Raw genomic sequence first — 24,427 nt, 5'->3', positions numbered from 1 at the left:
CCGCATCCCGCATCCCGCATAAAAAAACGCCCACCGAAGTGAGCGTTTCTCTTATTTAATACTATTCAACATTAGTTGAACATTGCGATAGCGTCAGCTGGGTCAACGTATTCTAGATCGAAGCTTTCTGCTACTTCTTTACACGTCACTTTACCGTGGATTACGTTCAAGCCTTCTAGGAAGCCGTTGTCTGCTAGAAGTGCTTCACGGTAGCCTTTGTTCGCTAGCTTAACAATATAAGGTAGCGTAGCGTTGTTTAGCGCGAACGTAGAAGTGCGAGCAACCGCACCTGGCATGTTAGCAACACAGTAGTGAACTACGTCGTCAACGATGTAAGTAGGATCTGCGTGAGTCGTTGCGTGTGAAGTTTCGAAACAACCGCCTTGGTCGATTGCAACGTCAACAACTGCTGCGCCAGGCTTCATCTTAGCGATGTGCTCTTTAGTCACTAGTTTAGGAGCAGCAGCACCAGGGATTAGAACCGCACCAACAACTAGGTCAGCTTCTAGAACATGCTTCTCAATAGCATCTTCTGTAGAGTAAACCACTTTTGCGCGACCTTGGAATTCTTCGTCAAGACGGCGTAGGGTATCAACGTTACGGTCCAGGATAGTTACGTCAGCGCGTAGCCCAACAGCCATACGTGCAGCGTTTGCACCTACAACACCGCCGCCAACAACAACAACTTTAGCGGGCTCAACACCTGGTACACCACCTAGTAGTAGACCACGACCACCGTGAGATTTCTCTAAAGTTTGTGCACCTGCTTGAATAGACATGCGACCTGCTACCTCAGACATTGGAGCAAGTAGTGGCAAGCGACCCATATTATCTGTTACAGTCTCATATGCTATACAGACAGCTTTGCTCTTGATTAGCTCTTCAGTTTGTGGAAAATCTGGTGCTAGGTGCAAATAAGTAAATAATATTTGTCCCTCACGAAGCATAGCTCGCTCAACAGCTTGGGGTTCTTTGACCTTTACAATCATTTCTGCTTGCGCGAAAACGTCAGCAGCGGTAGGAAGAATGGATGCGCCTACAGCGATGTAATCATCGTCTGAAAAACCAATGCCAGAACCGGCCTTGGTTTCTACAAAAACTTGGTGACCTTGAGATACTAGCTCGCGAACGCTGGCTGGGATCATGCCAACACGGTATTCGTGGTTTTTGATTTCCTTAGGTACGCCAATGATCATCCTGACTCCTCATTTTATTTTGGTTGTATAAACTATATTGGTTGTATTAACTGTATGTAGGGTAATTCTATCGAATTAATATCTAGTATAGATACGATTGAATAAAATTTGATACTGAATATTAAAAAGTTGTAGTATATTTTTTTGCAAGGAAGTAATAAGGTGGAATAAAAAATGGCAGACAACAATAAGAAGCCGTCTAAGGATCTAGACCGTATCGATCGCAACATTCTAAACGAACTGCAGAAAGACGGTCGTATTTCAAACGTTGAACTGTCTAAACGAGTTGGTCTTTCACCAACACCGTGTTTAGAACGTGTTCGTCGTCTGGAACGTCAAGGGTACATTACGGGTTATACAGCTTTGTTAAACCCTCAGTTCCTTGATGCCTCACTACTGGTTTTCGTAGAAATTACGTTAAACCGTGGTGCTCCAGATGTGTTTGAACAGTTTAATGCAGCAGTGCAGAAGCTCGATGATATTCAAGAGTGTCACCTAGTATCAGGTGACTTTGATTACCTATTGAAGACTCGAGTGTCGGACATGAGTGCATATCGAAAGCTCCTAGGCGATACGCTTCTGCGTCTTCCTGGCGTTAACGACACACGTACGTACGTCGTTATGGAAGAAGTGAAGCAAACAAACCAGTTAGTTATCAAAACGCGCTAAACTTTGCTTAATAGCGTAATACCTTTCGATATTCTGACTTAAGGTAATTGGGTTTTAAGTCCTGATATGGTTAAATCAATAGTCCGAGTGGCATAGCTGCTCGGACTATTTTTTTCCTTACTGATTAGCCGGATGGATGTTCTGCCATACGAGCTTTAGCCAGCGATCAGTATTACGCAGTTGATAAGTCGGTTATGTTCAAAGAGAACAAAAATAAAGTTGAAACAATAGTCAAAACTGGAGAAGAGCCTCACTCCTCTCGTCTTGATGGGCCTCAGCGTCTTAAAGAGTGCAGTCTGATTTTGGTTGTGCTGTTTTCTATATTATTGTCCGTTGCATTAGTCACCTTTAACCCCGCTGATCCTTCATGGTCCCAAACGGCTTGGGGAGGTGATATACATAATGCAGGAGGGCTCGTCGGGGCATGGGTTGCCGATACACTATTTTTCACATTTGGTTCTCTTGCATATCCGATACCCCTTGTTATGACTGTTACGGCTTGGGTGATGCTAAGGACTCGAGAAGAAAACGAGTCAATTGATTTGATGCTTTGGGGCACTCGTTTTCTCGGGTTAGCGATACTTATTCTGACCAGTTGCGGCCTAGCAGACATTAACTTCGATGATATCTGGTATTTCTCGTCCGGTGGTGTCATTGGCGATGTGTTGACCAGTCTAGCGCTGCCCACTCTTAATATTTTGGGCACGACTCTGGTATTACTGTTTTTATGGGGCGCAGGCTTCACCTTGTTGACTGGGATCTCTTGGCTCAACATTGTCGATAGGATTGGGGAAGTGGCGATTAATCTTATCACTAACCTTGTTAACCGAGTGCGCGGAGAAAAAGACGAAATCCTTGAACCTGAGTTGATGGTGCCTGAAGAAATCTCCCCACAGGGCAATGAGCAAATTAACCAGGATGAGGTGTTGTTTGTTTCGGAGTCAGAGAAAGAGCCACGCCGTTTCAATATCCACATGCCTGAAGTACGTCAAGAGGCCAAAGTAAGCAAGCCTGCCAGTGAGAGTGTCGAGGTAGAGAATGCAGTGGTTGATCCCAATGCGTCAATACCCATCTCTGAGCCCGCCCCTATAGAGGAGATGATTGCTACCCCTCATACTCAAGCGTTTGACGAAACAATTCAAGATGAGCGCTTAATGCAACTGGGCTCAACGATAGAAGAGCTGGATGCTGTGGCTCAAAGTGAAAATGATTTTGCCACCCAAGATCGCCGAATTGAATCAACAAACATCCCAGAACCTGAGGAAGAAAACGTCATTGTTGACGAGGCCGAAGTTGTCGATGATCCTGTGAAAGGCATGCCATGGAGCGTCGAACAGAGTGATGAAGAACAGGCCCTTGTTCAACCAAACATTGACCCTGTAGCACTTGAAAGAATTTCAGATGCTGTTGAACCTGAAAACGCTCATCAGCTACCCAATATTTCAACATTTGATGTTGCGGATGAGGAAACCAACGATAGCGATCTTGTTGAAATAGAAGAAGTGAATCAAGATGATGATGTCGCTGCGTTCCAAAACATTGTTGCTGATGCTCAGGCAAAAGTAGTAGCTCAGCAGAACCCATTCCTTATCCAGCAAGATACTAACCTTCCGATGCCAAAAGAGCCGATGCCAACATTGGAGCTTTTATATCACCCTGAAAAGCGTGAAAACTTTATTGACCGCGCTGCCTTGGAAGAAATAGCCCGCTTGGTTGAAGCTAAGCTTGCCGACTACAAGATTAAGGCTGAAGTGGTCGATATTTTCCCTGGTCCTGTCATTACTCGATTTGAGTTAGATCTAGCACCAGGGGTGAAGGTGAGCCGTATTTCAGGCTTGTCGATGGACTTAGCCCGCTCATTGTCCGCGATGGCGGTTCGTGTTGTGGAAGTGATACCGGGTAAACCATACGTGGGGCTTGAGTTACCAAATATGAGCCGACAGACCGTATACTTCTCAGATGTTGTGGGGAGTCAGCACTTTATTGACGCCAAATCACCGACAACGGTCGTACTTGGTCAGGATATCGCAGGTGAGGCAGTTGTCGCAGATCTGTCGAAGATGCCGCATGTGCTTGTCGCGGGTACCACGGGCTCAGGTAAGTCAGTGGGTGTTAACGTGATGATCTTGAGTATGCTGTACAAAGCGACTCCCGAAGAAGTTCGTTTCATCATGATTGACCCGAAAATGCTTGAGCTATCGGTATACGAAGGTATTCCACATCTTCTCTCTGAAGTGGTTACTGACATGAAAGACGCGTCGAATGCGCTACGTTGGTGTGTGGGTGAGATGGAACGTCGTTACAAACTGATGTCCGCACTTGGCGTACGTAACATCAAAGGCTTTAACGACAAGCTTAAGATGGCCGCAGAAGCGGGGCATCCGATTCACGACCCATTGTGGCAACCGGGTGATAGCATGGACGAAACTCCACCATTGCTTGAGAAACTGCCTTACATTGTGGTTATTGTCGATGAATTCGCTGACCTGATGATGGTTGTAGGCAAGAAGGTCGAAGAGCTAATAGCCCGTCTGGCTCAAAAAGCGCGTGCTGCGGGTATTCACTTAATTCTCGCTACCCAACGTCCATCTGTTGACGTCATTACTGGCTTAATCAAAGCTAATATTCCAACTCGTGTTGCGTTCACCGTATCAACCAAAACCGACTCTAGGACCATTCTAGATCAAGGTGGTGCCGAATCATTATTGGGTATGGGTGATATGCTTTATCTTCCACCGGGGTCGAGCCACACGGTGCGTGTTCACGGTGCCTTTGCTTCAGATGACGATGTTCATGCGGTGGTAAACAATTGGAAAGCGCGGGGTAAGCCCAACTATATTGACGAAATCACCAATGGTGACCAGGGCCCAGAGGCACTGTTACCAGGCGAGAAGCCAGAAGGTGAGGAAGAGATGGACCCATTGTTTGACCAAGTTGTGGAACACGTTGTACAGTCACGCCGTGGTTCTGTATCTGGTGTGCAGCGGCGCTTTAAAATCGGCTATAACCGTGCTGCTCGTATTGTTGAACAGCTAGAGGCTCAAGGGATTGTGAGTGCGCCTGGACATAATGGAAATAGGGAAGTGTTAGCGCCAGCACCCGGTCGAGAGATGAACTAACGGCAAAGCCGTTAGGAACGGGCTGCGCCCTATGGATCGCTTCGCTCCGAGATAAGACAAAGCAGGGTGTTCTAAATCGAGAATGGAATGCCTCTAAGAGATAGACCGTCATTCCATAGACCGACGAAGGAGGGAGTAGGGAATCTCTGTGCTCTCTTAGCTTACTTTGGGAGATCCCCAACTCGGTCGTCCCTCCCTCTTGAGGATGACACTTGTTTACGTAAAGGGTTGATGTTGTGTCAGCCTTTCTAGCATTCTCTAGTTTTCCGTAGGACAAAGTCCGTTCCCGCATCCGTTTTCCATAGCGAAGCGTTCCTGCCTCATTCCAAATCATAAAGGGCTGACATCATATGTCAGCCCTTCATTTTTTGTGTGCTTTCGCCTCTCGCTACTTGCTCTTCACAAATTGCGCAATAACGATCACCGCTAATGTCGCTAGATTTGCTGCGAAGATGACCACCAGCCACTGTGGCATCGAAAGTGACAGAAACTGCCACACAACTTTGCTGCAGTCGCCAAAGGCTTCGAACATCCATGGCACCCATTTGTTTAGAGGTGCCCAATCGGGGAACGTAACAAACAAATCACAGGTTGCAAACGGAGAAGGGTTGAATTGGTAATCAACGTGCTCCAAAGCTAGCATTAAGCCTTTATATGAACTTGCTCCCCATACCGCGAGTCCTAGACTGCGTAACGCTGTGCTGTTTGGTGCTATCAAACCGACTAAGGCAGCGGCACCGATTCCAAGCATAGCGACGCGCTCGTAGATACACATAACACAAGGCGCGAGCAGCATGACATGTTGAAAATACAACGCTACAACCTCAAAGAAGATGACAAAAGCTAATAGCAGTAACCAAGACAGGCGTGATTGGGAAAAAGACTTAATGGTAGAAAGAATGTTCACAGAGATATCCTGTTATAAAAAAGCTCTGACTAATCAGAGCTTTTTATCGTGGAAAAGTTTCGGTTTCAACGAAAACTTTTGAATTTTAGTGATTAATGTCCGCCAGATATCGTTTGAATAACGTCGCCTGTGTGCTGTGAAATCCAACCTAGGTCATAGAACCATGCGGTCATAGGTTCAACCAGAAAGATGATTCCAGCCAGACCAACAAGCGCAAGGACGATGGTGTAAGGGAGAGCCATAATAACCATGCGGCCGTAAGACAAACGAATCAGAGGTGCAAGCGCTGATGTTAACAGGAATAAGAAGGCTGCTTGGCCATTTGGCGTTGCGACTGAAGGAAGGTTAGTACCCGTATTGATTGCTACTGCGAGTAGGTCGAATTGGTCGCGAGTGATCACTCCCTCGATCAGTGCTGTTTTCACCTCATTGATGTAAACCGTGCCGACAAACACATTATCTGACACCATAGAAAGTAGGCCATTAGCAATGTAAAACAAGGCCAGTTGGGCGCCCTTGTCTTCGACGTGAAGGACGGCGTCGATGACAGGCTTAAACAGTTGCTGGTCTATGATGACGGCAACGACGGCAAAAAACACCGCGAGCAGTGCAGTAAATGGCAATGCCTCCTCAAATGCTTTACCCATTGAATGCTCTTCAATAACACCAGTAAATGCAGTCGCTAGGATGATGACCGAAAGGCCAATTAAGCCAACTGCCGCTAGATGAAGCGCTAGGCCGATAATTAACCAGACCGCAATGGCACCTTGAATCCATAGCTTGGCGACGTCTTGTTTCGTACGAGTTTTTCGTTCTGCATTGTCAAAATCGACTAAGATTTGGCGAACATTATCAGGTAAGCGAGCACCGTAACCGCATATTTTTAGCTTTTCGACAAGCACACAAGTGATTAAGCCACAAACAAATACGGGTGCTGTAACCGGGAGCATTCGAATAATAAACTCTCCGAACAGCCAGCCCGCCTGATCAGCGATGATTAAGTTTTGCGGTTCTCCAACCATGGTCATGACGCCACCCAATGCGGTGCCGACGCCAGCGTGCATCAGTAGAGAGCGTAGGAATGCACGGTAGTTTTCTAAGTCATCTCGTGTTAACTCACAAAGGTGATCATCCTGAGTATGGTCGTGTGAAGCTGTAGAGCCTTTGCCTGAGGCGACTTTGTGATAAATCGCATAGAATCCAACAGCCACACTGATGACTACTGCAATGACGGTGAGTGCATCAAGAAACGCAGATAGAAAGGCTGCGGCAAAACAAAATGCCATAGAAAGCAAGCTTTTTGAGCGAATGCCAAGCAGTATCTTGGTAAAGATAAACAGCAGCAGCTGTTTCATGAAGTAAATACCCGCCACCATGAAAATAAGGAGAAGTAGTACTTCGATATTGGCGACGAGTTCGTGTTTGACTTGCTCTGGACTCGTCATTCCAATAGCAATGGCTTCAATGGCTAGCAGACCACCAGGTTGAAGAGGGTAGCATTTTAATGCCATTGCCAGAGTGAAGATAAATTCTGCGACTAATAGCCAGCCCGCTACAAATGGGTCGATAAGAAAAAATACAATCGGGTTGATGACAAGAAATGAAAGGATGGCAACTTTATACCAATCTGGAGCTTTACCTAAGAAGTTCTTAATGAAAGCATTCCCGAGTGACATCGGCATGATACTAATACTCTTTAATGTTGTAATGAATAGACACTGCGCGTGCTTGCATCTATATATCTGAGCTACACTTGGCTTGGGTTACCGCCAGTAGTGGGGTAGGTAACCGACAAAATCAAATGCTAAAACAGACCTGATTCAACAGTGACTTAGAAAAACAACATAGAGAAATATGTTATGTGGTCTTGCCAAGTCACTCCCTGAGAAAGACAAGCACTCCGTACTTTGGTCGCAACTCTACTCCACAAGTTAATTTAGTCAATAATAAAGTTTATATTGATAAATTGCTCACTGAACTTTTGTTTAAAAACGCGATCCGAGTGGCGATAAAACGGATTGAGAGTTGTGAAAAAAAACAATTCATGGCAGCTAATGGGCGAAAAGGTCGAATAAGATAGATTATGTTATTATATTGCATGGAAATGACGTAAGTATATTGCAAATATAAGAACTTAAATTTTGCTGTCTAAGTCAATAAAAATAAGGGCTAACAAAGGTTATATTTTTATTAAACTCATAATATACAAGCTTTGACTCAAAGACATAATAACTCAATATCTCAGTTCAAATTAGAGCTGTTGCTCTATGTGGTGTTTACAGCACGTTTACTCTAGGTTTGTTTCCGATACTTGAGAACTAGTGGTATGATGAGTTCTATGAGACCCTATAAATAAGAATATTGGATAGCTAAATTAATGGTAATTAAGGCAAAGAGCCCTGCAGGTTTTGCAGAAAAATACATCATTGAGAGTATTTGGAAAGGGCGCTTCCCTCCAGGTTCTATTCTTCCCGCTGAACGCGAGCTCTCTGAACTCATCGGAGTCACCAGAACGACACTACGTGAAGTGTTGCAGCGCTTGGCTCGTGACGGTTGGTTAACCATTCAACACGGCAAGCCGACAAAGGTTAACCAGTTTATGGAAACGTCGGGGTTACATATCCTCGATACACTCATGACACTTGATGCGGACAATGCGACATCTATTGTTGAAGACTTACTTGCCGCACGTACTAACATCAGTCCTATCTTTATGCGTTATGCATTCAAAGCTAATAAAGAGAATGCAGAGCGTACGATCAGTGGCGTTATTGAGTCTTGTGAAAGCCTTCTCGCAGCTGAGTCATGGGATGCTTTTATGGAATCCTCTCCATACGCTGAAAAAATTCAACAGCATGTCAAAGATGATGGTGATAAAGATGAGGCTAGGCGCCAAGCTAACTTGATCGCCAAGACGTTTAATTATTATGACTATATGTTGTTTCAACGTTTGGCATTCCATTCAGGTAATCAGATCTACGGTTTGATTTTTAATGGACTTAAGAAGCTTTATGATCGTGTTGGTAGCTACTACTTTTCTAAACCGGAAGCTCGCAACCTAGCTTTGCAGTTTTATCGTGATTTACTTGAAGTTTGTGAAACTGGCAATCGAGATCGCATTGTAGTGGTCATTCGCCACTACGGCATGGAAAGTGCGCAAATCTGGAATGAGATGAAAACGTCCCTGCCAACCAGTTTTACAGAAGACGACGGTTAATTCATACAATATACAATAAGAAAACCCGCCAATAGGCGGGTTTTTGTGTTGTTGGAAAAGCCTCTAGTAGATGCCACTGTCGTCATAACCACCAGCTTCTTTAAACCAATTGGTGAGGTGTGTTTTGAGATCTTTCAACTCGTCGGGCCCAATTAAAGCGAGGCCTAAATCTTCGGCGCGAGTAATATCGTTGTAGCGTAGTGGTCTGAAGCTAACCAACATCGCACGAGCTTGTAATCCACCGAGTAAATCTCGCAGCGACTCCAGCTTGTACAAAGTGTCATCGCCATCGTCTCGCATACCTTTTGTCTTACATTCGATGATATGAAGCTTGTTATTCGCGACTGAAGCGACGTCCAGTTCATTACGTACTTCACGATCGCCCAACTGGCGATAGACTTGAACGTTGAGTGAGTGGTCTTGAATGGTCGGCATGTCCTTTTGAATTTGACGAACGGTGCTGTGAACCAAAGTTTCCAACCACTCTCCGTTAGAGAAGCGTCGTGCATCCTCATCGACAAAAGTCAGAATACCATTTTCGTAATGGGCAATTTCTGCCTCAACCAGATCACTGAGCAACATGTTGAGTTCGCGATAGCCTTGCTGTTTTTCAGACAAAGCCACGTCCAATTTTTGCTCTTTACGACATGTAGTGGCGAGGTAATTCAGCGTTGCCAAGCCGGGGCCTAACTCAAGAGCGTTGCTGGCCCAGCGCTCTCCTAGCTCATAGAGTTTTTGATCAAGCTGAGGGGGTAGCTGCTGATCATTGAACTCACCGCGTGCACCAAACACGGTAAGATAGTCGTCAATGGTAATCCTATCTTCTACTTGCGTGTCTTCTTTGCCATCGGGATACAGCCAGCAAAGACGGTCGCTATTGGGTTCGACAACAAAGATAGGCCAGTGGAAAGTACGAAACACTTCATAAACAGAGAGCAGGCGGTGACGCAAACCACAACTGGCGTTGAGTTTGACATCCTCACCACGAACGTTGAGGTCATCAGCGAGTATCCCCACTGCACGCTTGATCCGTGATGTGTTTGCGACGTTGGGAATCTCAAAAAACTCGGACGTTATGTCTCTTTTGGCCAGAACACTATGTAACCGATGGTACATCTCTTTCTGGCTTTTCACGCCTATAAAAACGATATGATCACTGACGGTTCTGTTATCCAGAAGCGGAGTGACTAAACGAATTGGGTCCTGATCAATGATGCCAACATGAACTGCCATATACCTTCCTCATGCATGGCTTGCGAAAATTAGAATTTATAAGTGGGCAAGCCTCAATAATCATATAACGACAGCACATATAAAAAACAAGGGCGATTAGTGAAATTAACCGCCCTGAGTGAATAATTTGCATTGTCTTTACAAAACTAGAGTTTAAAGCGATGCACGAGTTCACCTTGTTGGTTAGCTAGTTGGGTTAAATCGGTACTAGTTTGTGCTATCTGAGCCATTGCTTGATAGCTAGAGCCAGCAATCTGATTGATTTCATCGATGTTGCGGGCAATCTCTGCGGTTGTTTCGTTTTGTTCTACGGCTGCTTGAGATATGTGTCCACTCATATGGCTAATCTCTATGATTAAGGCTTGAATCTCTTCCATTGCACTATTGGCACTCGAGGCTTGAGCCACGGATTGGTCCATATCGTCCATACAGCTTTGAATAACCTTATTGGCTGATGAGGAACTACCTTGCAGGTTATTGATCATGTTTTCGATTTCCGTGGTGGATTCAGTGGTTCGTTGAGCGAGAACCCTGACTTCATCGGCGACCACTGCAAAACCACGACCTTGTTCACCGGCGCGCGCTGCCTCGATGGCGGCGTTGAGTGCCAGCAGGTTGGTTTGTTCGGCAACATTGCGAATGACATCTAAAATTGAGCCTATTTGACTGCTCATGGTTTGTAGGTCTTTGACTGCATCAACGGATTGCGTCAAGCGTGTTTCGAGTTGGTTTATGGTCGTAATGTTGTCGTTCATAATTCGACGACCGGACTCCGATGCCGCCTCAACTTGCTCGACCATTTGCTGAGAGCTCTGTGCACTTTGTGCGACTTCTTGAACCGAGTGAGCCATTTGAGTCATGGCTGTCGCGACACTCGCTGTTTGCTCTCTCTGTTGACTCAACTGTAACTGGGCTTGAGAAGAGGTTTGTTGATTAGTACTGGCAGTGTTGGTCAAATTATCTGACGCACTGTTTAATTTCTTTAATATGTCGTGTAGGTTGTCCGCTAGCGAATTGATATGGCCACTTACGCGACTAAATTCGTTGGTGTAACGAATCTCAATTCGTTGCGTCATGTCGCCTTGCGTCAAACTCTCTAGAGTGGAGAGAATACGTGTCAGTGGAGAGCGAACACTATGAGCAACTTGATGGCCAATACCAATCGCTAAAGCAATCACCAGTACACCGAGTGAGACGGCGTTGATGACTCCTTGGTCATACACATCACTCGCTTCGGCGAGAGAAGCGTAAAGGCCGTTTTGTGCTTCTTCACTAAAAGACGTCAATACCGCCATGGTGTTATCTACTTCCAATGTGAGATTGGCAATGTTGGCATAAAGAGCGGCCTTGGCCTGCAGATAAGAGGCGTGTTGGTCAAGTACCCCTCCTTTTTTTCCGATATCTGTCGTGAATTGTTCAACGGATTCATCGAACACTTTTTTGATCTCAGGCATCTGTGTCGTGAGGCCACGATAGGCATAGTTGAGGTGGGTTACCGCCTTCTTGTTTTTGGCGACGGCTTTATTGACTAACTCTAGATTGTTGCTCGCGAGCGCATCGGAAGTAATGACTTCAGCATCTCTGAGTTTAATAAAATAACTTTTCGCCATTACTTTAACAGAGATACTGCTCTGATCATCGACATATTCTTTCATGCCGATACCGAGTTCTGAATGAAGACGCTGGAAGCGGCGAGATGATTTCTGCACCTCTGCTTGAGCGACAAACATGTTGCGATAATTGTCCATCGCAGCGTCAGCTTCGCTAAAGTAACGCACTTCCATATCTTTGAGCTTTTCTATACTGGCAAGTAATTCGGTGTTTCCGTCACTTGCTTTGGCTAAGTCCTGCAGCGCTTGCGCGTAGCGAATTTTGGCCTCTTCAAATTGACCTCGAATTTCTCCCATACGTTCTGGGCTCTGCGTGGTCAAAAAGTCTTTAAAAAGTTTATCCGCAGAAAGAAGGTAAACGCTAGTCTGGTTTGATTGTGATACCAAAGGTAGGGCTGTATTCGATACACTACCGAAGTTGGTGTGAATTTGTTGCATTCCCCGCATTGTCATAATGGTTGAAATAACAAACATTATGATGATCAAGGCAAACCCAGCGTACATACGCTTGATCACTGAGCCTTTCATAGATCTCTCCCTAAATACTGAATTGTCTTAAAAAATTAACAAAAAGAGCGTTATTGTATTGAGGGTGAGACACGCATTTTATGACGCATAATACAAATTTAACTATCTACTATTATCAGTACGGTGTATATGTTAAGTGAACACTGTTTTTTATTGTGATCTGAGCCAGCTTAGCGCATACTCCGTGGAAACGATTAACAATAACAACACTTAATGGAGTGCTTCATGGCTGAAGAAACCATTTTCAGTAAAATTATTCGCAAAGAAATTCCTGCTGATGTGGTGTACCAAGATGATCTTGTTACCGCATTTCGAGACATAAATCCTCGTGCGCCAACTCACATTCTGATCATTCCTAACAAATTGATTCCAACAACCAATGATGTTGAAGAGGCGGATGAGGCAACCATGGGCCGTATGTTCATCGTTGCGCGTAAGCTCGCGAAAGAAGAAGGTATTGACGAAGACGGCTATCGTTTGATTGTGAACTGTAACTCTCACGGTGGGCAGGAAGTTTATCATATTCACATGCATTTGGTTGGTGGTCGCCCACTTGGCCCGATACTAATGGGTTAAAGATAATATGTTTATTGGAGTGACGGTATTCATGCAAACTTTTTATCAATACCGTTGTCCAACCGCGACGATGATGAAATTCTAATAACTAATTCGGAGTACGAAGTGCGTAAACACGTTCGACTCGCATTCGTGATATTCAGCTCTGCTGCTCTTTCTGCATGTGCCAACCTCTCTGCTGGAAATTTGTTTAGCCACTACAGTGCTCAAAACAGTGACGTTTATCAGTCAGTGAAAGATGGCGAATATCAAAAGGCAGAGGAAGCCCTACCTGAAAACGTTGCTGGTGATATTCTTGATAATTTCGAGAAAGGTCGAGTCTATTTACTTAACCAGCAATACGCAGACAGTAAGTCAGCGTTTGAAGCGGGTGATAAAGCGGTTCGTGTTCAGCAGGACAAAGCGACAATATCGCTGACTGAAACGGCAACAAGCGTAGCTGCCTTGGCGGTTAACGACAACTTGGACATATACGAACCCGCTGATTACGAGCTAGGTTTTTTGCATCTGTATCTGGGATTGAACTACCTCAGGGAGAACAGTCTTGAAGGTGCATTGATAGAAATGCGTCGTGCCAATCAGGTACAAGAGCAAGCGCGTAAAGCGCGAGAAAAAGAGTTAGAGTCTGCTCAGAAGGATATGCAAAGTCAGGGACTAACACCGAACCTCGGTAGCGTTTTGTCGAGCTATCCAGATGCTGGCAAAACACTTCAAGCGATACAAAATGGTTACCTGTTGTATTTATCGGCTTTGCTTTATGAAGCCGACAATTCGTTGAATGATTCCTATGTGGATTATCGACGTGCCTTAGCAGTGATGCCAGACAATACACAAGTGATTGAAGGTACAAAGCGAGTCGCAAAGCGTCTCGGCATGAGCGAAGATCTTGTTCAGCTAGAAAAACGCTATGGTAAAGCAAGCTATTTGGGTACCGACGAAGCAAGAGTGATCGTTATAGAAGAGCAGGGTGTGGTTGAGGCTATGCAAGGCTGGAAGCAGTCTCTACCTCTATACGATAGCAGCGGAAATGGCGCGTTGTACTCGATTGCACTTCCTTATTACCCACAGCAGGTGAGTCAGTCTTTTGTTTCCATGCAACTCAATAATGAGAACTTGCAGAGTGACTTGCTGACGGATGTGAACTTGATGGCTGAGAGAGATTTATCTGAACGTATGCCAGCAATAATCATTCGTCAGGCTTTACGAGTCTGGGCTAAGGACGAAATCCGTAAAAGTGCTGCAAAAGATGATGAGCTAGGTAATGCTTTGCTCAATATCTGGAATACATTGACAGAGCAGCCGGATACTCGCAGTTGGATAACGTTACCCAGAGAGATCCGCAGCAGTAGTGCTGTTGTTCAGCCTGGTACTCAGGTAATTCGTGTTGCTGGTCAAGACTACAAATTTGATGTAGAAGAAGGGCGAACAGCTTTAGTTTGGGTCTCTCGTCAGGGAGTCAGTGCTACAATTTGGCATAAACAGTTAGGAAAAATTCGATGAAAAAATGGCTTATGGCAGCGATAGCTGCTTTGGTGATGGTTGGTTGTTCTAGTAATACCGCTGGGTTACGTATTGACGGTCAGTCGCAAACCGTCTTGTTTGGTGACAACGTTCTATCAGGACGCTTACAAATTGAAGACATTTCAACCGCTCAAGTAGATGGCCGTGCTCGAGGCATTGTTCGACTAGCGAGTCAATACAAAGGCGATCAGCATATTCAGTACCGCTTTTACTGGTACGACGACAACGGTCTTGAAGTGAACAACAAGCTGGGCCCATGGCGTCAAGCGATCATTCGAGGTATGGAAACGATCGCTCTTTCTGAAGTTTCAGTGAATCCGAATGGCACGCAGTTCCGCGTTCAGATTCGCGAAAATGATAACTAAATCGAACTAAAGTCCACTAACTTTAGTCATACATTCATAACACAAGATTCTATAAAGATTTGAGGAACCAAGAATGAAAAAAAGTGTTATCGCATTACTTGGCTTGGCTGTCATCCTAGGCGGTTGTTCTAATAAAGTCAGCTACGGTGATGCACAGGCGGTTGAGACTACAACGATTGATTTTGGCTCAACAGATCTGCAAAAAATTGCCGGTGAAATGGTCGACAGCATGATGATGTCTGGCTCGGTATCTGCAATCACTCGTGACTCTCGTCCAATTGTTTTTGTTGAACGAATCAAGAACAAGACAAGCGAGCACATTGATACTGAATCCATTACCGATACTATTAGCACTAAAATGCTCAATTCAGGCAAGTTCCGCTTCGTTGATATGGACCGTGTAGAGTCTGTTCGTGATCAACTTAACTTCCAAAACAATGACGAGCTAGTGAACCAGAGCACAGCGATTCAGTTTGGTAAGATGGTTGGTGCCCAGTACATGCTTTATGGCAACCTAGCAAGTATCGCTAAAGCAGGCGGCAGTGATAAGGATGTATACTACAAAATGACAATGCGTCTTATGGATTTAGAAACAGGCCTGATTGAGTGGGCAGATGAAACTGAAATCCGCAAACAAGAGTCTAAGAGCTTCTTAGGTCTTTAATCTTTAAAGGAGTGATTTATGGCAAGGATGTCGTGGCATGAGGCATGTCAGCTAGACGGTTCGTTAAAGTCATTAGATCACTTCTTTTCTCTCTCTCCGGATTACGCTCAAACGCTGACTGGAGGCCTTACTAATCGCTGCTGGAAGGTTGTCACCCAAAGCGGCGATTGTTTTGTCTGGCGCCCCAATACCTCGATAACCAAAGCTTTTTCCATTTCCCGTTTTCAGGAATATCAAATTCTGACAGCGATAGAAGATTCCCATCTTGCGCCGAAAGCACTCCATATCAACGAACAAGGGTTGTTGGTTGAATGGATTGAAGGAGAGTCGTTGAGTAATGAGTTGTCCTTTGACTCGTTGTTAAAAATGATGATCAAAATCCACCATTTAGATACGACAAGAGTGCCTGTCGCTCCATTTAACTTTACAGCACGTGTTGACCACTACTGGATGCTACTTCGTGAAGAGTTAAGGTCTGATGACTATCTTGAAATTTATCAACAATGGCGTGGCGTTCCAAGTTTGGCGGATGTCGGTAATACGTTGTGTCACTTTGATTTGGCGGGTTATAACATGGTCAAACACGCTGACGGAAATCGAGTCATAGATTGGGAGTATGCTGCGATTGCTGATCCTAGGCTAGATCTGACGCTGAGTATAGGAGTGGTCGATGAAAAGCCCTTGGAGTCGGTTTACCGCTACTGCCAACTGAGAGAGATTGAAGGTGTGGATGACTGGGTTGAAGGCGTCATTGCTTGGCAACCTAGAGCAACTATGATGGCAATGCTTTGGTATTTGTTGGCCTTTCAGCTTTGGGGAGATGAGCATTATCTTACTCAAGCACAAGCTTTGCGTGACACATTTTGCAGTTGAGATCACTGTTTGAACGACGTAAACAGTGAATTCTAGTCGCTGACTTTAAAACCTTACAAATCATGGTAGATTAAGCTGACAAGAATTGAGGGTGATAGAATGATTATTTACTTACATGGTTTCGACTCAACGAGTCCGGGTAACCACGAAAAAGTGCTTCAACTGCAGTTTATCGACGATGATGTCCGTTTTATCAGCTACAGTACTTTACACCCCAAGCATGATATGCAGCACCTACTCAAAGAGGTCCACAAAGCGATAGAGCAATCTGGCGACCGTGAAGCCATTGTTTGTGGTGTCGGTCTGGGGGGATATTGGTCGGAGCGTATTGGTTTTTTGTGTGGTATTAAGCAGGTGATTTTTAACCCTAACTTGCATCCGGAAAACAACATGCAAGGACGGATAGATCGTCCTGAAGAGTATGAAGACATAGCCACAAAATGTGTCGAAGAATTTCGTAGCAAAAACAAAGACCGGTGTTTGGTGATCCTATCTAAAGATGATGAGGTGCATGACAACCGCCAAACGGCTCAGGCACTTGAGAAACATTACCAAATTATCTGGGATGAAAATGAGACTCATAAGTTTAAGAAAATCTCTCAACATCTGCAGACCATTAAGGCGTTTAAAGCAGATAGCTAAACTTCATTTCTAACTCAGTTTCTTGAAAAGCGACGTCAATAGAGCACGTCGCTTTTTCGTTATGCATCTAAATAGACATTAAGGAAAAATTAAGTGTGATTCGCGCAATATATGGTTGCGCGGTACACTCCGGCCGATATAATGAATCAACTATAAATTTGTTGATAAATATCAAAAAAAATTGAGAGCGAATCTTAAAATTCGTCCATTTTAAGCTAGAGCCTGAGCTCGTAGTTTGGAGTCATCAGACTATTAGTCCAATTTTCGCGCTGTATTTTACGCATAAACCTCTACTGGCCCATTTAATCCTAAGACTGAACCTGGTTCAGCAGATTGGCCAATATTACACAATTTCATCGGGGCGAACTCTTCGACTCGAAACCTAGTTTTTATCTTTAGAGGAAAGTTGTTGTGACTCGAATTATCGTAATAGGCGGTGGTGCAGGCGGACTTGAGCTTGTGACCAAACTTGGTCGTACACTGGGTAGAAAAAAGAGAGCGAAAGTGACATTGGTCGACCGTAAGGCCAGTCACTTGTGGAAACCTCTATTGCATGAGGTAGCGACAGGGTCATTGGATGAGGGCGTCGACGCCCTTAGCTATCGTGCTCATGCAAAAAACCATCATTTTGATTTCCAAATGGGGAGTCTTGAAGACATCGACAGAGAACGTAAAGTGATCAGGCTAGGCGAACTCAGAGATGAGCATGATGAGCTTTTGATGCCAAGCCGTGAGCTTGAATACGACATCCTTGTTATGGCGTTGGGCTCGACTTCTAATGACTTCAATACCCCGGGCGTCAGGGAGCACTGTATTTTCCTCGATAGTACAGAGCAAGCTTATAAATTTAGAACTGAGATGAACAATGAGTTTCTCAAGCTGCATGCCAAACATGGTCATGGTACGGTGGATATTGCTATCGTCGGTGCTGGTGCGACTGGCGTTGAACTCTCCGCAGAGCTTCATCATGCAGTCAAAGAGCTTCGCACTTATGGTTTTGGCGACCTTGACTCTAGCAAGCTTAACGTCAACTTAATTGAAGCTGGTGAGCGAATTCTTCCCGCTCTGCCTCCAAGAATCTCCAGTGCCGCGCATCATGAGCTGACGAAGTTAGGGGTGAATGTGCGTACCACCACTATGATCACTGAAGCTGGTAAAGATGGTCTTATTACTAAAGAGGGTGAAAAGATCCCAGCTCAAATTATGGTTTGGGCTGCAGGTATCAAAGCGCCTGACTTCGTTAAAGATATAGGTGGCTTAGAAACGAATCGTATTAACCAGCTTGTGGTGAAAGATACGTTACAAACGACACTGGATGACGATATTTTTGTCATCGGTGACTTAGCTCAGTGTACGCAAGCTGATGGCTCATTTGTGCCTCCACGTGCTCAGGCTGCTCACCAAATGGCAAGCTGCGCATTTTCCAATATCGTTGCTAAATTGAACGGTCGTGAAATGAAAGCCTATATCTACAAGGATAAAGGCTCCTTAGTTTCCTTGAGCCAGTTTTCAACAGTAGGTAGCCTGATGGGTAACTTAACTAAAGGCTCTATGATGGTGGAAGGACGCATTGCTCGAGTGGTTTATATATCCTTGTATCGTTTACATCAAATGGCGTTGCATGGTGTGTTCAAAACCGCCTTGATTATTTTGATGGGGCGGATAAATCGGGTGCTTCGTCCAAACCTTAAACTGCACTAATCAAAAAGCGTTAACAATGAAAGAGCACTGTGGGGTGCTCTTTTTTGCATGTTCTAATTTAGTAAGTTGATGAACATTGCATAATGATACTTTGCAGCCTTGGCCAAAGGCTCTTGATGGCTCTTACAATTAGGAGTTGTTGGTCGGAATTATGGAATAGACCAGCCCTTGCTTAGGTTGCCCATTGAACAAATAGCGGTTTTCAGCACTTACTTCAAATTGCGCACCACAGGATTCTGCCAGTTGCTGACTTGGAATATTGTCGGGGTCACAAACGATTTCAATCCGCGTGATCTTAAGCTGAGCGAAGCAAAATTCTATCAAGGCATCCAAAGCTTCTTTCGCATAGCCTTGTTTGTGATATGAGTCATGCAGCCAATAACCCAAACTGGCCATATTAAAGGTGTGGTAGAACTCGTTGATTGCCACCATACCAATTAGCGCATGGTCACTACGACGATAAAGACCGAAACCGTAAGCTTCCGATTTGATCCAATTCAAGCGAGTGGCGAGAATAAAACGTTCTGCTTCTTGAATCGTGAACTTGTCATGGCACCAATCTATCCAGCGGTGAAGGCTGGGAGATTGAAGGACACATTGAGCCAGTGTTTTTGCATCTTCTTGAGGTATCAGTTTTAAAACCAACCTAGGTGTAATGATGTGGTAATCCGGACCCATAACGCTCCTTTATCAAAAAACAGCCCTTAAAGGGCTGTTGACTGTGACTTATTTCAGATTATTGCGCGACACGGCGCACCTGAATGATCATCCCAAGCAAAGGGTGATCTAAGAAGTGGGTTTCTGTGCTGCGCATACGGCGCTTTTGGTCCATGCGGTAACTCTTTAGAAACTCTTCGGTGTGTACCATCGGCGTCACATCTTCCATTAAGCCGACTTGAACCGTGTTTTCGGCAGTCACGTCGTTAGTTGGAGTAAACTCAAGAGGTTTTGCTTCGAATGTTATATCCCTTACACTTGGTGCTTTCAAATCCAGCTTAACATCTGCATACAGGTAGTGCTCGACGTAAACTTGCAATTTGCCATCCAATTCATAAAGTGGCGATGCAATGCTTTCTTCAGTAACTCCGTTAATGACTTCTGTACTAGTCTCTGATGCTCTTTGAGAACCGTCAGGCATGAATTGGCCTGAGAAGTCTCGACCCGCTTGAATATGGAATGTCGGGGCGACGTAGCGATTACCGTCTCCTTGGCGCCATGCGGTGTGCAGCAGAACTTTGAACCCCGCATGATTTTTCAGTTTTCGAACTTGAGGGTTAAGCTTGTATGAAGACGCTGGCAGCAGCGAGACTCCTTTTTGAGCGCGGTAGCCAGTATCATTCAAGTTTCCGACTCTCTTCATTGAAATATCAGGGACTGCGTTTGGCCAAGATTCAGCAGTCTGTTCTGGATTAACCGCGCGCTTAAAAATGATCACTTCTATATCAAACTGGCGTTTTGCCCAAGATGGCATAGCGACAACCAGAAGTAGCAGTGGGATCAACTTTTTCATTACAACTCCATCGTAAGGTGGTTACACCTTGGAAAATTAGTTAAGCCTGAGTTGATCAGGCTTGTGGTAATAGGTTTTGTTGGAACTCTCCCAACATGTCACCAACAAATTGAATTCTCTTACGCCTGTCAACCAATGGTACCGTAAACTTGAACTTAGTTGGGCCTTCCATTGCGAATTTTTGTGGTTGAGATTGCAATAGTTTAACCAAATAGGCCGGATTTATGTCAGCGTCAGGATAGAACTCAATGAATCCACCTTTGTCATGCGCTTCGATTTTCTTCACTTTAATGGCGCCCGCTTCAAGCTTTATTTCTGATACAGATAGAAGATTTTTGGTTGCATCTGGTAAAAGCCCAAAGCGATCGATCAGTTCGATTTTGAGCTCGTCCAGCTCGGTCTTGTCTGATACGCTGGCGATTTGCTTGTACATGGATAGGCGAGTGTTGATGTCCGGAATGTAATCATCAGGCAGTAGAGCGGGCAAGCGCATCTCGACTTCTGTTTGCTCTCTGAGTAGTTCGTCTAGAGAAGGCTCTTTACCTTCCTTCAGTGCCTCGACGGCTTGCTCAAGCATTTCCATGTACAAAGTAAACCCAACTGACTGAATTTGCCCGCTTTGCTCGTCACCGAGGAGCTCTCCCGCCCCGCGAATTTCAAGATCGTGAGTCGCAAGAGTAAAGCCTGCACCTAAATCTTCCAATGAAGCAATGGCATCAAGGCGCTTAATAGCATCTTTCGTGATGGCTTTTGGATGAGGTGTTAGCAGGTAAGCGTATGCCTGATGATGAGAACGTCCTACACGACCACGTAACTGGTGCAACTGAGCAAGACCGAGGTTATCCGCTCTGTCCATAATGATGGTATTAGCGGTTGGCACATCGATACCTGTTTCGATGATAGTGGTACACACCAGTAAGTTAAAGCGCTGGTGGTAAAAATCATTCATGATACGTTCGAGTTCTCTCTCGCGCATTTGGCCGTGGGCTACGGTCACACGAGCCTCTGGAATGAGCTTCTCCAGATCGGCAGCAACTTTTTCTATGGTCTCAACTTGATTGTGCAAGAAGTAAACCTGACCACCGCGCATAATTTCACGTAATACAGCCTCTCGCACGACTGCATCATCACTCTGTCTGACAAAGGTTTTGATTGCGAGACGTCTTGCTGGTGGAGTGGCGATGATCGATAAGTCGCGCATACCACTCATCGCCATATTTAGCGTTCGTGGGATTGGCGTTGCGGTGAGCGTTAAAATATCGACATCAGTGCGCATTGACTTCATTTTCTCTTTTTGCCGGACACCAAACCGGTGTTCTTCATCGACAATTAGCAGGCCAAGGTCTTTGAACTTGATGTCATTAGACAAGAGTTTGTGTGTACCGACGACTAGGTCGATTTTGCCATCTTCAATATCTTGTAATACTTGCTTTTGTTCCTTGGCTGTTTTGAAGCGTGAGAGTACTTCAACGCGAATGGGTAGATTAGCAAAACGGTCTCTGAAGTTTTCGAAATGTTGCTGAGCGAGTAAAGTCGTCGGCACCAGTACCGCGACTTGCTTGCCATTGTCTGTGGCAAGAAACGCAGCACGCATCGCGACTTCTGTTTTACCAAAGCCCACATCACCACACACCAAACGATCCATCGCTTTAGCCTGACACATGTCAGACATAACGGCGTTGATCGCCATTGACTGGTCATCTGTCTCTTCAAACGGGAAGCCAGCTTTGAATGTTGCGTACTGATCGCGATCAAGGTCGAATTTATAGCCTGGCTTAAGTTCTCGTTTAGCGTAAACATCAAGCAGCTCTGCGGCGACATCTCGTACTTTTTCTGCCGCTTTGCGACGTGCTTTCGCCCAAGCTTCTCCACCAAGTTTGTGCAATGGTGCGGATTCTTCTGCACCACCTGAGTAACGGCTGATGAGGTTCAATGCCGCAACCGGAACATAGAGCTTAGCGTCATTCTGGTATTCCAGCGTGACGTATTCGGTAGTCATTCCACCGGCTTCCAACGTTTGCAGGCCGATATAGCGGCCAATACCGTGATCGATGTGGACGACAGGCTGGCCGGGTTTAAGCTCAGCAAGGTTACGTATCACGGCATCGCTGTTGGTGACTTTACGATCTTTACGACGACGCTGAATAACTCGGTCACCGAGTAAGTCACTTTCGCAGATCAAAGCGACCTGATTGTCACCAAAAAGGAATCCGTGCTCGGAAGCACCAAGTACTAAGGTAAATTTATCGCTGCTTTGTGTCGCTGCAGAGAAACTTATGTGTTCAATTGGGCGAAGCTTAATACTTTGAAGAAGCTCAAGTAAGGCCTCACGGCGGCCTTCAGACTCGACTGAGAAAACGACTTTGCCATTAAAGCTTTCGCTAAACTGGCGAAGCGCCGACATGGGTTCCTTGCTTTGGTGCTGAACAGCCAACTCTGGCAGAGATTGAACGGCTGGGTTAGTACGCCCTAGTTTTTCTGTCACCGAATCAGCAGAAAGTTGCACCTGAGGCAATGATTTAAAATGACGGAATAGCTCGTCTTTTTTCAACCATAATTCTTCTGGCGGCAATAGAGGCCTGAGTGGATCCACTTTGCGTTGGTCGTAACGGTAGTCGACATCGGTGAGAAAATGATCGATGGCGTCTTCTAAGTCACCAATTGTGATTAATTGGCTGTTATCGGCAATGTAGTCGAACAAGGTTTCGGTGCAATCGAAAAATAACGGTTGCCAGTACTCGATGCCTGCAGGCCACGTACCTTTAGAAACCTGCATGTAGATTGATTCGGGTTCTCGTCTCGTTTCAAACCGCTGACGCCAGCGGATACGAAAATCTTCAATAGCGCTGTCTGTGGTTGGAAATTCATGGGCGGGTAGTAGGCGAATATCTTCAACGTCTTCAATAGAGCGTTGGTTTTCTGGATCAAAAGTACGAATCGTATCGATCTCGTCATCAAAAAAGTCGATTCGGAATGGGTCATTTGCCCCCATTGGAAAGAGATCAAGAATCGAACCGCGGCTGGCGTATTCGCCCGGGCCAAACACTTGATCGACGTGTCGATAGCCGGATTTTTCTAATTGAATACGCAACTTTTCGAGTGAATACTGGTCGCCCACTTTGACCATTAATGTGTGTTGCAGTAAGAATTCTCTTGGAGACTGTCTTTGCAACAGGGTATTCACTGGAATGATGGTAATACCACTGGATTGAGTCGGTAGCTGATACAAGCGAGCAATTCGGTCAGAAATGATTTCCTGATGCGGAGAAAAATTGTCGTAGGGTAATGTTTCCCAATCGGGAAACAGCGATACGTCTTGATCCGTAAATTGCTCGACTTCTTGAAGCAGCTTTAGCGCTGTTTGAGGGTCAGCGACAGCGACGAGTGTGTGGCTGGTATGTTGATTAGCAAGTTCAGCAATAGCAAGTGCCAAACTGGCTCCTTGCAGGTTACCGACCTGTTTTTTGTCTCCGGAACCCGTTGGGTTAGCCAGATTTAAAAGCGATGTAATAGGCATAATGAAACTATTGTTTGTCGCGTTGCAATGAACGCTGACGAAGTAATTTTTGTTGCTGATAGAGAGCGGCTTTAATCAGAAGATCCTCGTCCTGATCGCGCAATAGGTCGTACTTTAAGGTAACAATGTATCGATCATCTTTCAGCTCACAGTTTTCAACGTGACCGTAGCAGTAGATAGCTGCAGGGGGATGATCCATAAACATTTTTACACGTGCTTTTGTATTCAATGGAAGTTTTCCTTCAGCAGCGTAGCTAAATTTACTAGCGCCAAAAGAGAGGGTTTGATGTCGGTATTGCTCATCATCTTGCTGCGACAGCATAAAAGTCAGTAGTAAATTGAGTTTTGCGTTTTGAGTGTCGAGTAACTCAATAACATGCCGGAAGTCATTATTCTTTAACTCAGTCCTGGCGTTGTCATTGAGAAGATCGAGGTGGCTAAACTCACTGGCGACTAAAAAAGGGGCTGGAATTTCTCCTTCAAACTGTTCAAAACTTGGCAATGCTTCATCTTGAGCCAGCGGCTCTACGTTGACGGTCATTTTGTGGTGAACAGTGAAGTATTCTTGATCAGACATGC

At 45.1% G+C, this 24,427-nt stretch carries 19 protein-coding genes; 10 read left to right on the top strand and 9 right to left on the bottom strand.

The window, feature by feature from the left end; all coding sequences use genetic code 11:
* Window positions 1-71 precede the first annotated feature (71 nt).
* Window positions 72-1,196, bottom strand: a complete 1,125-nt coding sequence (ald, locus tag TW84_RS05040) for an alanine dehydrogenase (protein ID WP_045974578.1) — start codon at window positions 1,194-1,196, stop codon at window positions 72-74.
* Window positions 1,197-1,370: 174 nt separating this feature from the next.
* Between ald and lrp the strand changes: the two genes are divergently transcribed.
* Together lrp and TW84_RS05030 are read left to right on the top strand one after the other, a co-directional pair.
* Window positions 1,371-1,865 carry a leucine-responsive transcriptional regulator Lrp gene (gene lrp, locus TW84_RS05035; protein WP_006959094.1) on the top strand — a complete coding sequence of 165 codons (495 nt, stop codon included), beginning with the start codon at window positions 1,371-1,373 and terminating at the stop codon, window positions 1,863-1,865.
* Window positions 1,866-2,059: 194 nt separating this feature from the next.
* Window positions 2,060-4,984: a DNA translocase FtsK gene (locus TW84_RS05030; protein WP_045974577.1), complete on the top strand. Its 2,925-nt coding sequence runs from the start codon at window positions 2,060-2,062 to the stop codon at window positions 4,982-4,984.
* A 388-nt stretch (window positions 4,985-5,372) separates the two neighbouring features.
* Here TW84_RS05030 and dsbB read toward each other — a convergent pair whose 3' ends face one another.
* Together dsbB and nhaB are read right to left on the bottom strand one after the other, a co-directional pair.
* Window positions 5,373-5,891, bottom strand: coding sequence for a disulfide bond formation protein DsbB (gene dsbB / locus TW84_RS05025; RefSeq protein ID WP_045974576.1), 519 nt, complete (start codon window positions 5,889-5,891; stop codon window positions 5,373-5,375).
* Between the two features lie 92 nt (window positions 5,892-5,983).
* Window positions 5,984-7,573, bottom strand: a complete 1,590-nt coding sequence (nhaB, locus tag TW84_RS05020; RefSeq protein ID WP_045974575.1) for a Na(+)/H(+) antiporter NhaB — start codon at window positions 7,571-7,573, stop codon at window positions 5,984-5,986.
* A 695-nt stretch (window positions 7,574-8,268) separates the two neighbouring features.
* Between nhaB and fadR the strand changes: the two genes are divergently transcribed.
* Complete coding sequence (gene fadR / locus TW84_RS05015) at window positions 8,269-9,108, top strand: fatty acid metabolism transcriptional regulator FadR (RefSeq protein WP_045974574.1); 840 nt, start codon at window positions 8,269-8,271, stop codon at window positions 9,106-9,108.
* A 63-nt stretch (window positions 9,109-9,171) separates the two neighbouring features.
* Here the strand turns inward: fadR and TW84_RS05010 are convergent, their stop codons facing one another.
* Window positions 9,172-10,341 (bottom strand): DUF1887 family protein, encoded by a 1,170-nt coding sequence (locus tag TW84_RS05010; protein WP_045974573.1) that lies wholly within the window; start codon window positions 10,339-10,341, stop codon window positions 9,172-9,174.
* A 146-nt stretch (window positions 10,342-10,487) separates the two neighbouring features.
* Window positions 10,488-12,479 carry a methyl-accepting chemotaxis protein gene (locus TW84_RS05005; RefSeq protein WP_045974572.1) on the bottom strand — a complete coding sequence of 664 codons (1,992 nt, stop codon included), beginning with the start codon at window positions 12,477-12,479 and terminating at the stop codon, window positions 10,488-10,490.
* A gap of 225 nt (window positions 12,480-12,704) precedes the next feature.
* Between TW84_RS05005 and hinT the strand changes: the two genes are divergently transcribed.
* The 7 genes from hinT to TW84_RS04970 all read left to right on the top strand — a co-directional run bounded on the left by hinT (window position 12,705) and on the right by TW84_RS04970 (window position 18,821).
* The gene (hinT, locus tag TW84_RS05000; protein ID WP_045974571.1) at window positions 12,705-13,055 is read left to right on the top strand and encodes a purine nucleoside phosphoramidase; all 351 of its coding nucleotides are present in this window, start codon (window positions 12,705-12,707) and stop codon (window positions 13,053-13,055) included.
* A 105-nt stretch (window positions 13,056-13,160) separates the two neighbouring features.
* Window positions 13,161-14,555 (top strand): COG3014 family protein, encoded by a 1,395-nt coding sequence (locus TW84_RS04995; RefSeq protein ID WP_045974570.1) that lies wholly within the window; start codon window positions 13,161-13,163, stop codon window positions 14,553-14,555.
* Window positions 14,552-14,941, top strand: a complete 390-nt coding sequence (locus tag TW84_RS04990) for a YcfL family putative periplasmic lipoprotein (RefSeq protein ID WP_045974569.1) — start codon at window positions 14,552-14,554, stop codon at window positions 14,939-14,941. The genes TW84_RS04995 and TW84_RS04990 overlap by 4 nt, the downstream gene beginning before the upstream one ends.
* A gap of 73 nt (window positions 14,942-15,014) precedes the next feature.
* A complete protein-coding gene (lpoB, locus tag TW84_RS04985) occupies window positions 15,015-15,605 on the top strand; it encodes a penicillin-binding protein activator LpoB (protein ID WP_045974568.1) in 591 nt (196 codons plus the stop codon).
* Between the two features lie 18 nt (window positions 15,606-15,623).
* The gene (locus tag TW84_RS04980; protein ID WP_045974567.1) at window positions 15,624-16,478 is read left to right on the top strand and encodes a phosphotransferase; all 855 of its coding nucleotides are present in this window, start codon (window positions 15,624-15,626) and stop codon (window positions 16,476-16,478) included.
* Between the two features lie 99 nt (window positions 16,479-16,577).
* Window positions 16,578-17,120 carry an alpha/beta hydrolase YcfP gene (gene ycfP, locus TW84_RS04975; protein WP_045974566.1) on the top strand — a complete coding sequence of 181 codons (543 nt, stop codon included), beginning with the start codon at window positions 16,578-16,580 and terminating at the stop codon, window positions 17,118-17,120.
* Window positions 17,121-17,531: 411 nt separating this feature from the next.
* Window positions 17,532-18,821, top strand: coding sequence for an NAD(P)/FAD-dependent oxidoreductase (locus TW84_RS04970; RefSeq protein WP_045974565.1), 1,290 nt, complete (start codon window positions 17,532-17,534; stop codon window positions 18,819-18,821).
* Between the two features lie 129 nt (window positions 18,822-18,950).
* Here TW84_RS04970 and TW84_RS04965 read toward each other — a convergent pair whose 3' ends face one another.
* From TW84_RS04965 to TW84_RS04950, 4 genes are read right to left on the bottom strand one after another with little or no spacing between them, the layout of a single operon-like run.
* A complete protein-coding gene (locus tag TW84_RS04965) occupies window positions 18,951-19,499 on the bottom strand; it encodes a GNAT family N-acetyltransferase (RefSeq protein ID WP_045974564.1) in 549 nt (182 codons plus the stop codon).
* A 58-nt stretch (window positions 19,500-19,557) separates the two neighbouring features.
* Window positions 19,558-20,331, bottom strand: a complete 774-nt coding sequence (locus TW84_RS04960; RefSeq protein WP_045974563.1) for a peptidoglycan binding protein CsiV — start codon at window positions 20,329-20,331, stop codon at window positions 19,558-19,560.
* A gap of 55 nt (window positions 20,332-20,386) precedes the next feature.
* Window positions 20,387-23,848, bottom strand: a complete 3,462-nt coding sequence (gene mfd, locus TW84_RS04955; RefSeq protein ID WP_045974562.1) for a transcription-repair coupling factor — start codon at window positions 23,846-23,848, stop codon at window positions 20,387-20,389.
* A 7-nt stretch (window positions 23,849-23,855) separates the two neighbouring features.
* On the bottom strand, window positions 23,856-24,425 hold the full coding sequence (locus TW84_RS04950; protein ID WP_045974561.1) for a hypothetical protein: 570 nt from the start codon (window positions 24,423-24,425) through the stop codon (window positions 23,856-23,858).
* Between the last annotated feature and the right edge of the window lie 2 nt (window positions 24,426-24,427).

Origin of the sequence: Vibrio neptunius (assembly GCF_000967495.1) — a bacterium.
Classification (GTDB): domain Bacteria; phylum Pseudomonadota; class Gammaproteobacteria; order Enterobacterales; family Vibrionaceae; genus Vibrio; species Vibrio neptunius.
The sequence above is the reverse complement of the archived record's forward strand: the minus strand, read 5'-3'. Positions and strand labels throughout refer to the sequence as shown.

What these genes read in the sequence shown, in the direction of transcription:
- ald (WP_045974578.1), bottom strand. Translation starts at nt 1,196, where the DNA reads ATGATCATTGGCGTACCTAAGGAAATCAAAAACCACGAATACCGTGTT.
- lrp (WP_006959094.1), top strand. Translation starts at nt 1,371, where the DNA reads ATGGCAGACAACAATAAGAAGCCGTCTAAGGATCTAGACCGTATCGAT.
- TW84_RS05030 (WP_045974577.1), top strand. Translation starts at nt 2,060, where the DNA reads ATGTTCAAAGAGAACAAAAATAAAGTTGAAACAATAGTCAAAACTGGA.
- nhaB (WP_045974575.1), bottom strand. Translation starts at nt 7,573, where the DNA reads ATGCCGATGTCACTCGGGAATGCTTTCATTAAGAACTTCTTAGGTAAA.
- fadR (WP_045974574.1), top strand. Translation starts at nt 8,269, where the DNA reads ATGGTAATTAAGGCAAAGAGCCCTGCAGGTTTTGCAGAAAAATACATC.
- TW84_RS05010 (WP_045974573.1), bottom strand. Translation starts at nt 10,341, where the DNA reads ATGGCAGTTCATGTTGGCATCATTGATCAGGACCCAATTCGTTTAGTC.
- TW84_RS05005 (WP_045974572.1), bottom strand. Translation starts at nt 12,479, where the DNA reads ATGAAAGGCTCAGTGATCAAGCGTATGTACGCTGGGTTTGCCTTGATC.
- hinT (WP_045974571.1), top strand. Translation starts at nt 12,705, where the DNA reads ATGGCTGAAGAAACCATTTTCAGTAAAATTATTCGCAAAGAAATTCCT.
- TW84_RS04990 (WP_045974569.1), top strand. Translation starts at nt 14,552, where the DNA reads ATGAAAAAATGGCTTATGGCAGCGATAGCTGCTTTGGTGATGGTTGGT.
- lpoB (WP_045974568.1), top strand. Translation starts at nt 15,015, where the DNA reads ATGAAAAAAAGTGTTATCGCATTACTTGGCTTGGCTGTCATCCTAGGC.
- TW84_RS04980 (WP_045974567.1), top strand. Translation starts at nt 15,624, where the DNA reads ATGGCAAGGATGTCGTGGCATGAGGCATGTCAGCTAGACGGTTCGTTA.
- ycfP (WP_045974566.1), top strand. Translation starts at nt 16,578, where the DNA reads ATGATTATTTACTTACATGGTTTCGACTCAACGAGTCCGGGTAACCAC.
- TW84_RS04965 (WP_045974564.1), bottom strand. Translation starts at nt 19,499, where the DNA reads ATGGGTCCGGATTACCACATCATTACACCTAGGTTGGTTTTAAAACTG.
- TW84_RS04960 (WP_045974563.1), bottom strand. Translation starts at nt 20,331, where the DNA reads ATGAAAAAGTTGATCCCACTGCTACTTCTGGTTGTCGCTATGCCATCT.
- mfd (WP_045974562.1), bottom strand. Translation starts at nt 23,848, where the DNA reads ATGCCTATTACATCGCTTTTAAATCTGGCTAACCCAACGGGTTCCGGA.
- TW84_RS04950 (WP_045974561.1), bottom strand. Translation starts at nt 24,425, where the DNA reads ATGTCTGATCAAGAATACTTCACTGTTCACCACAAAATGACCGTCAAC.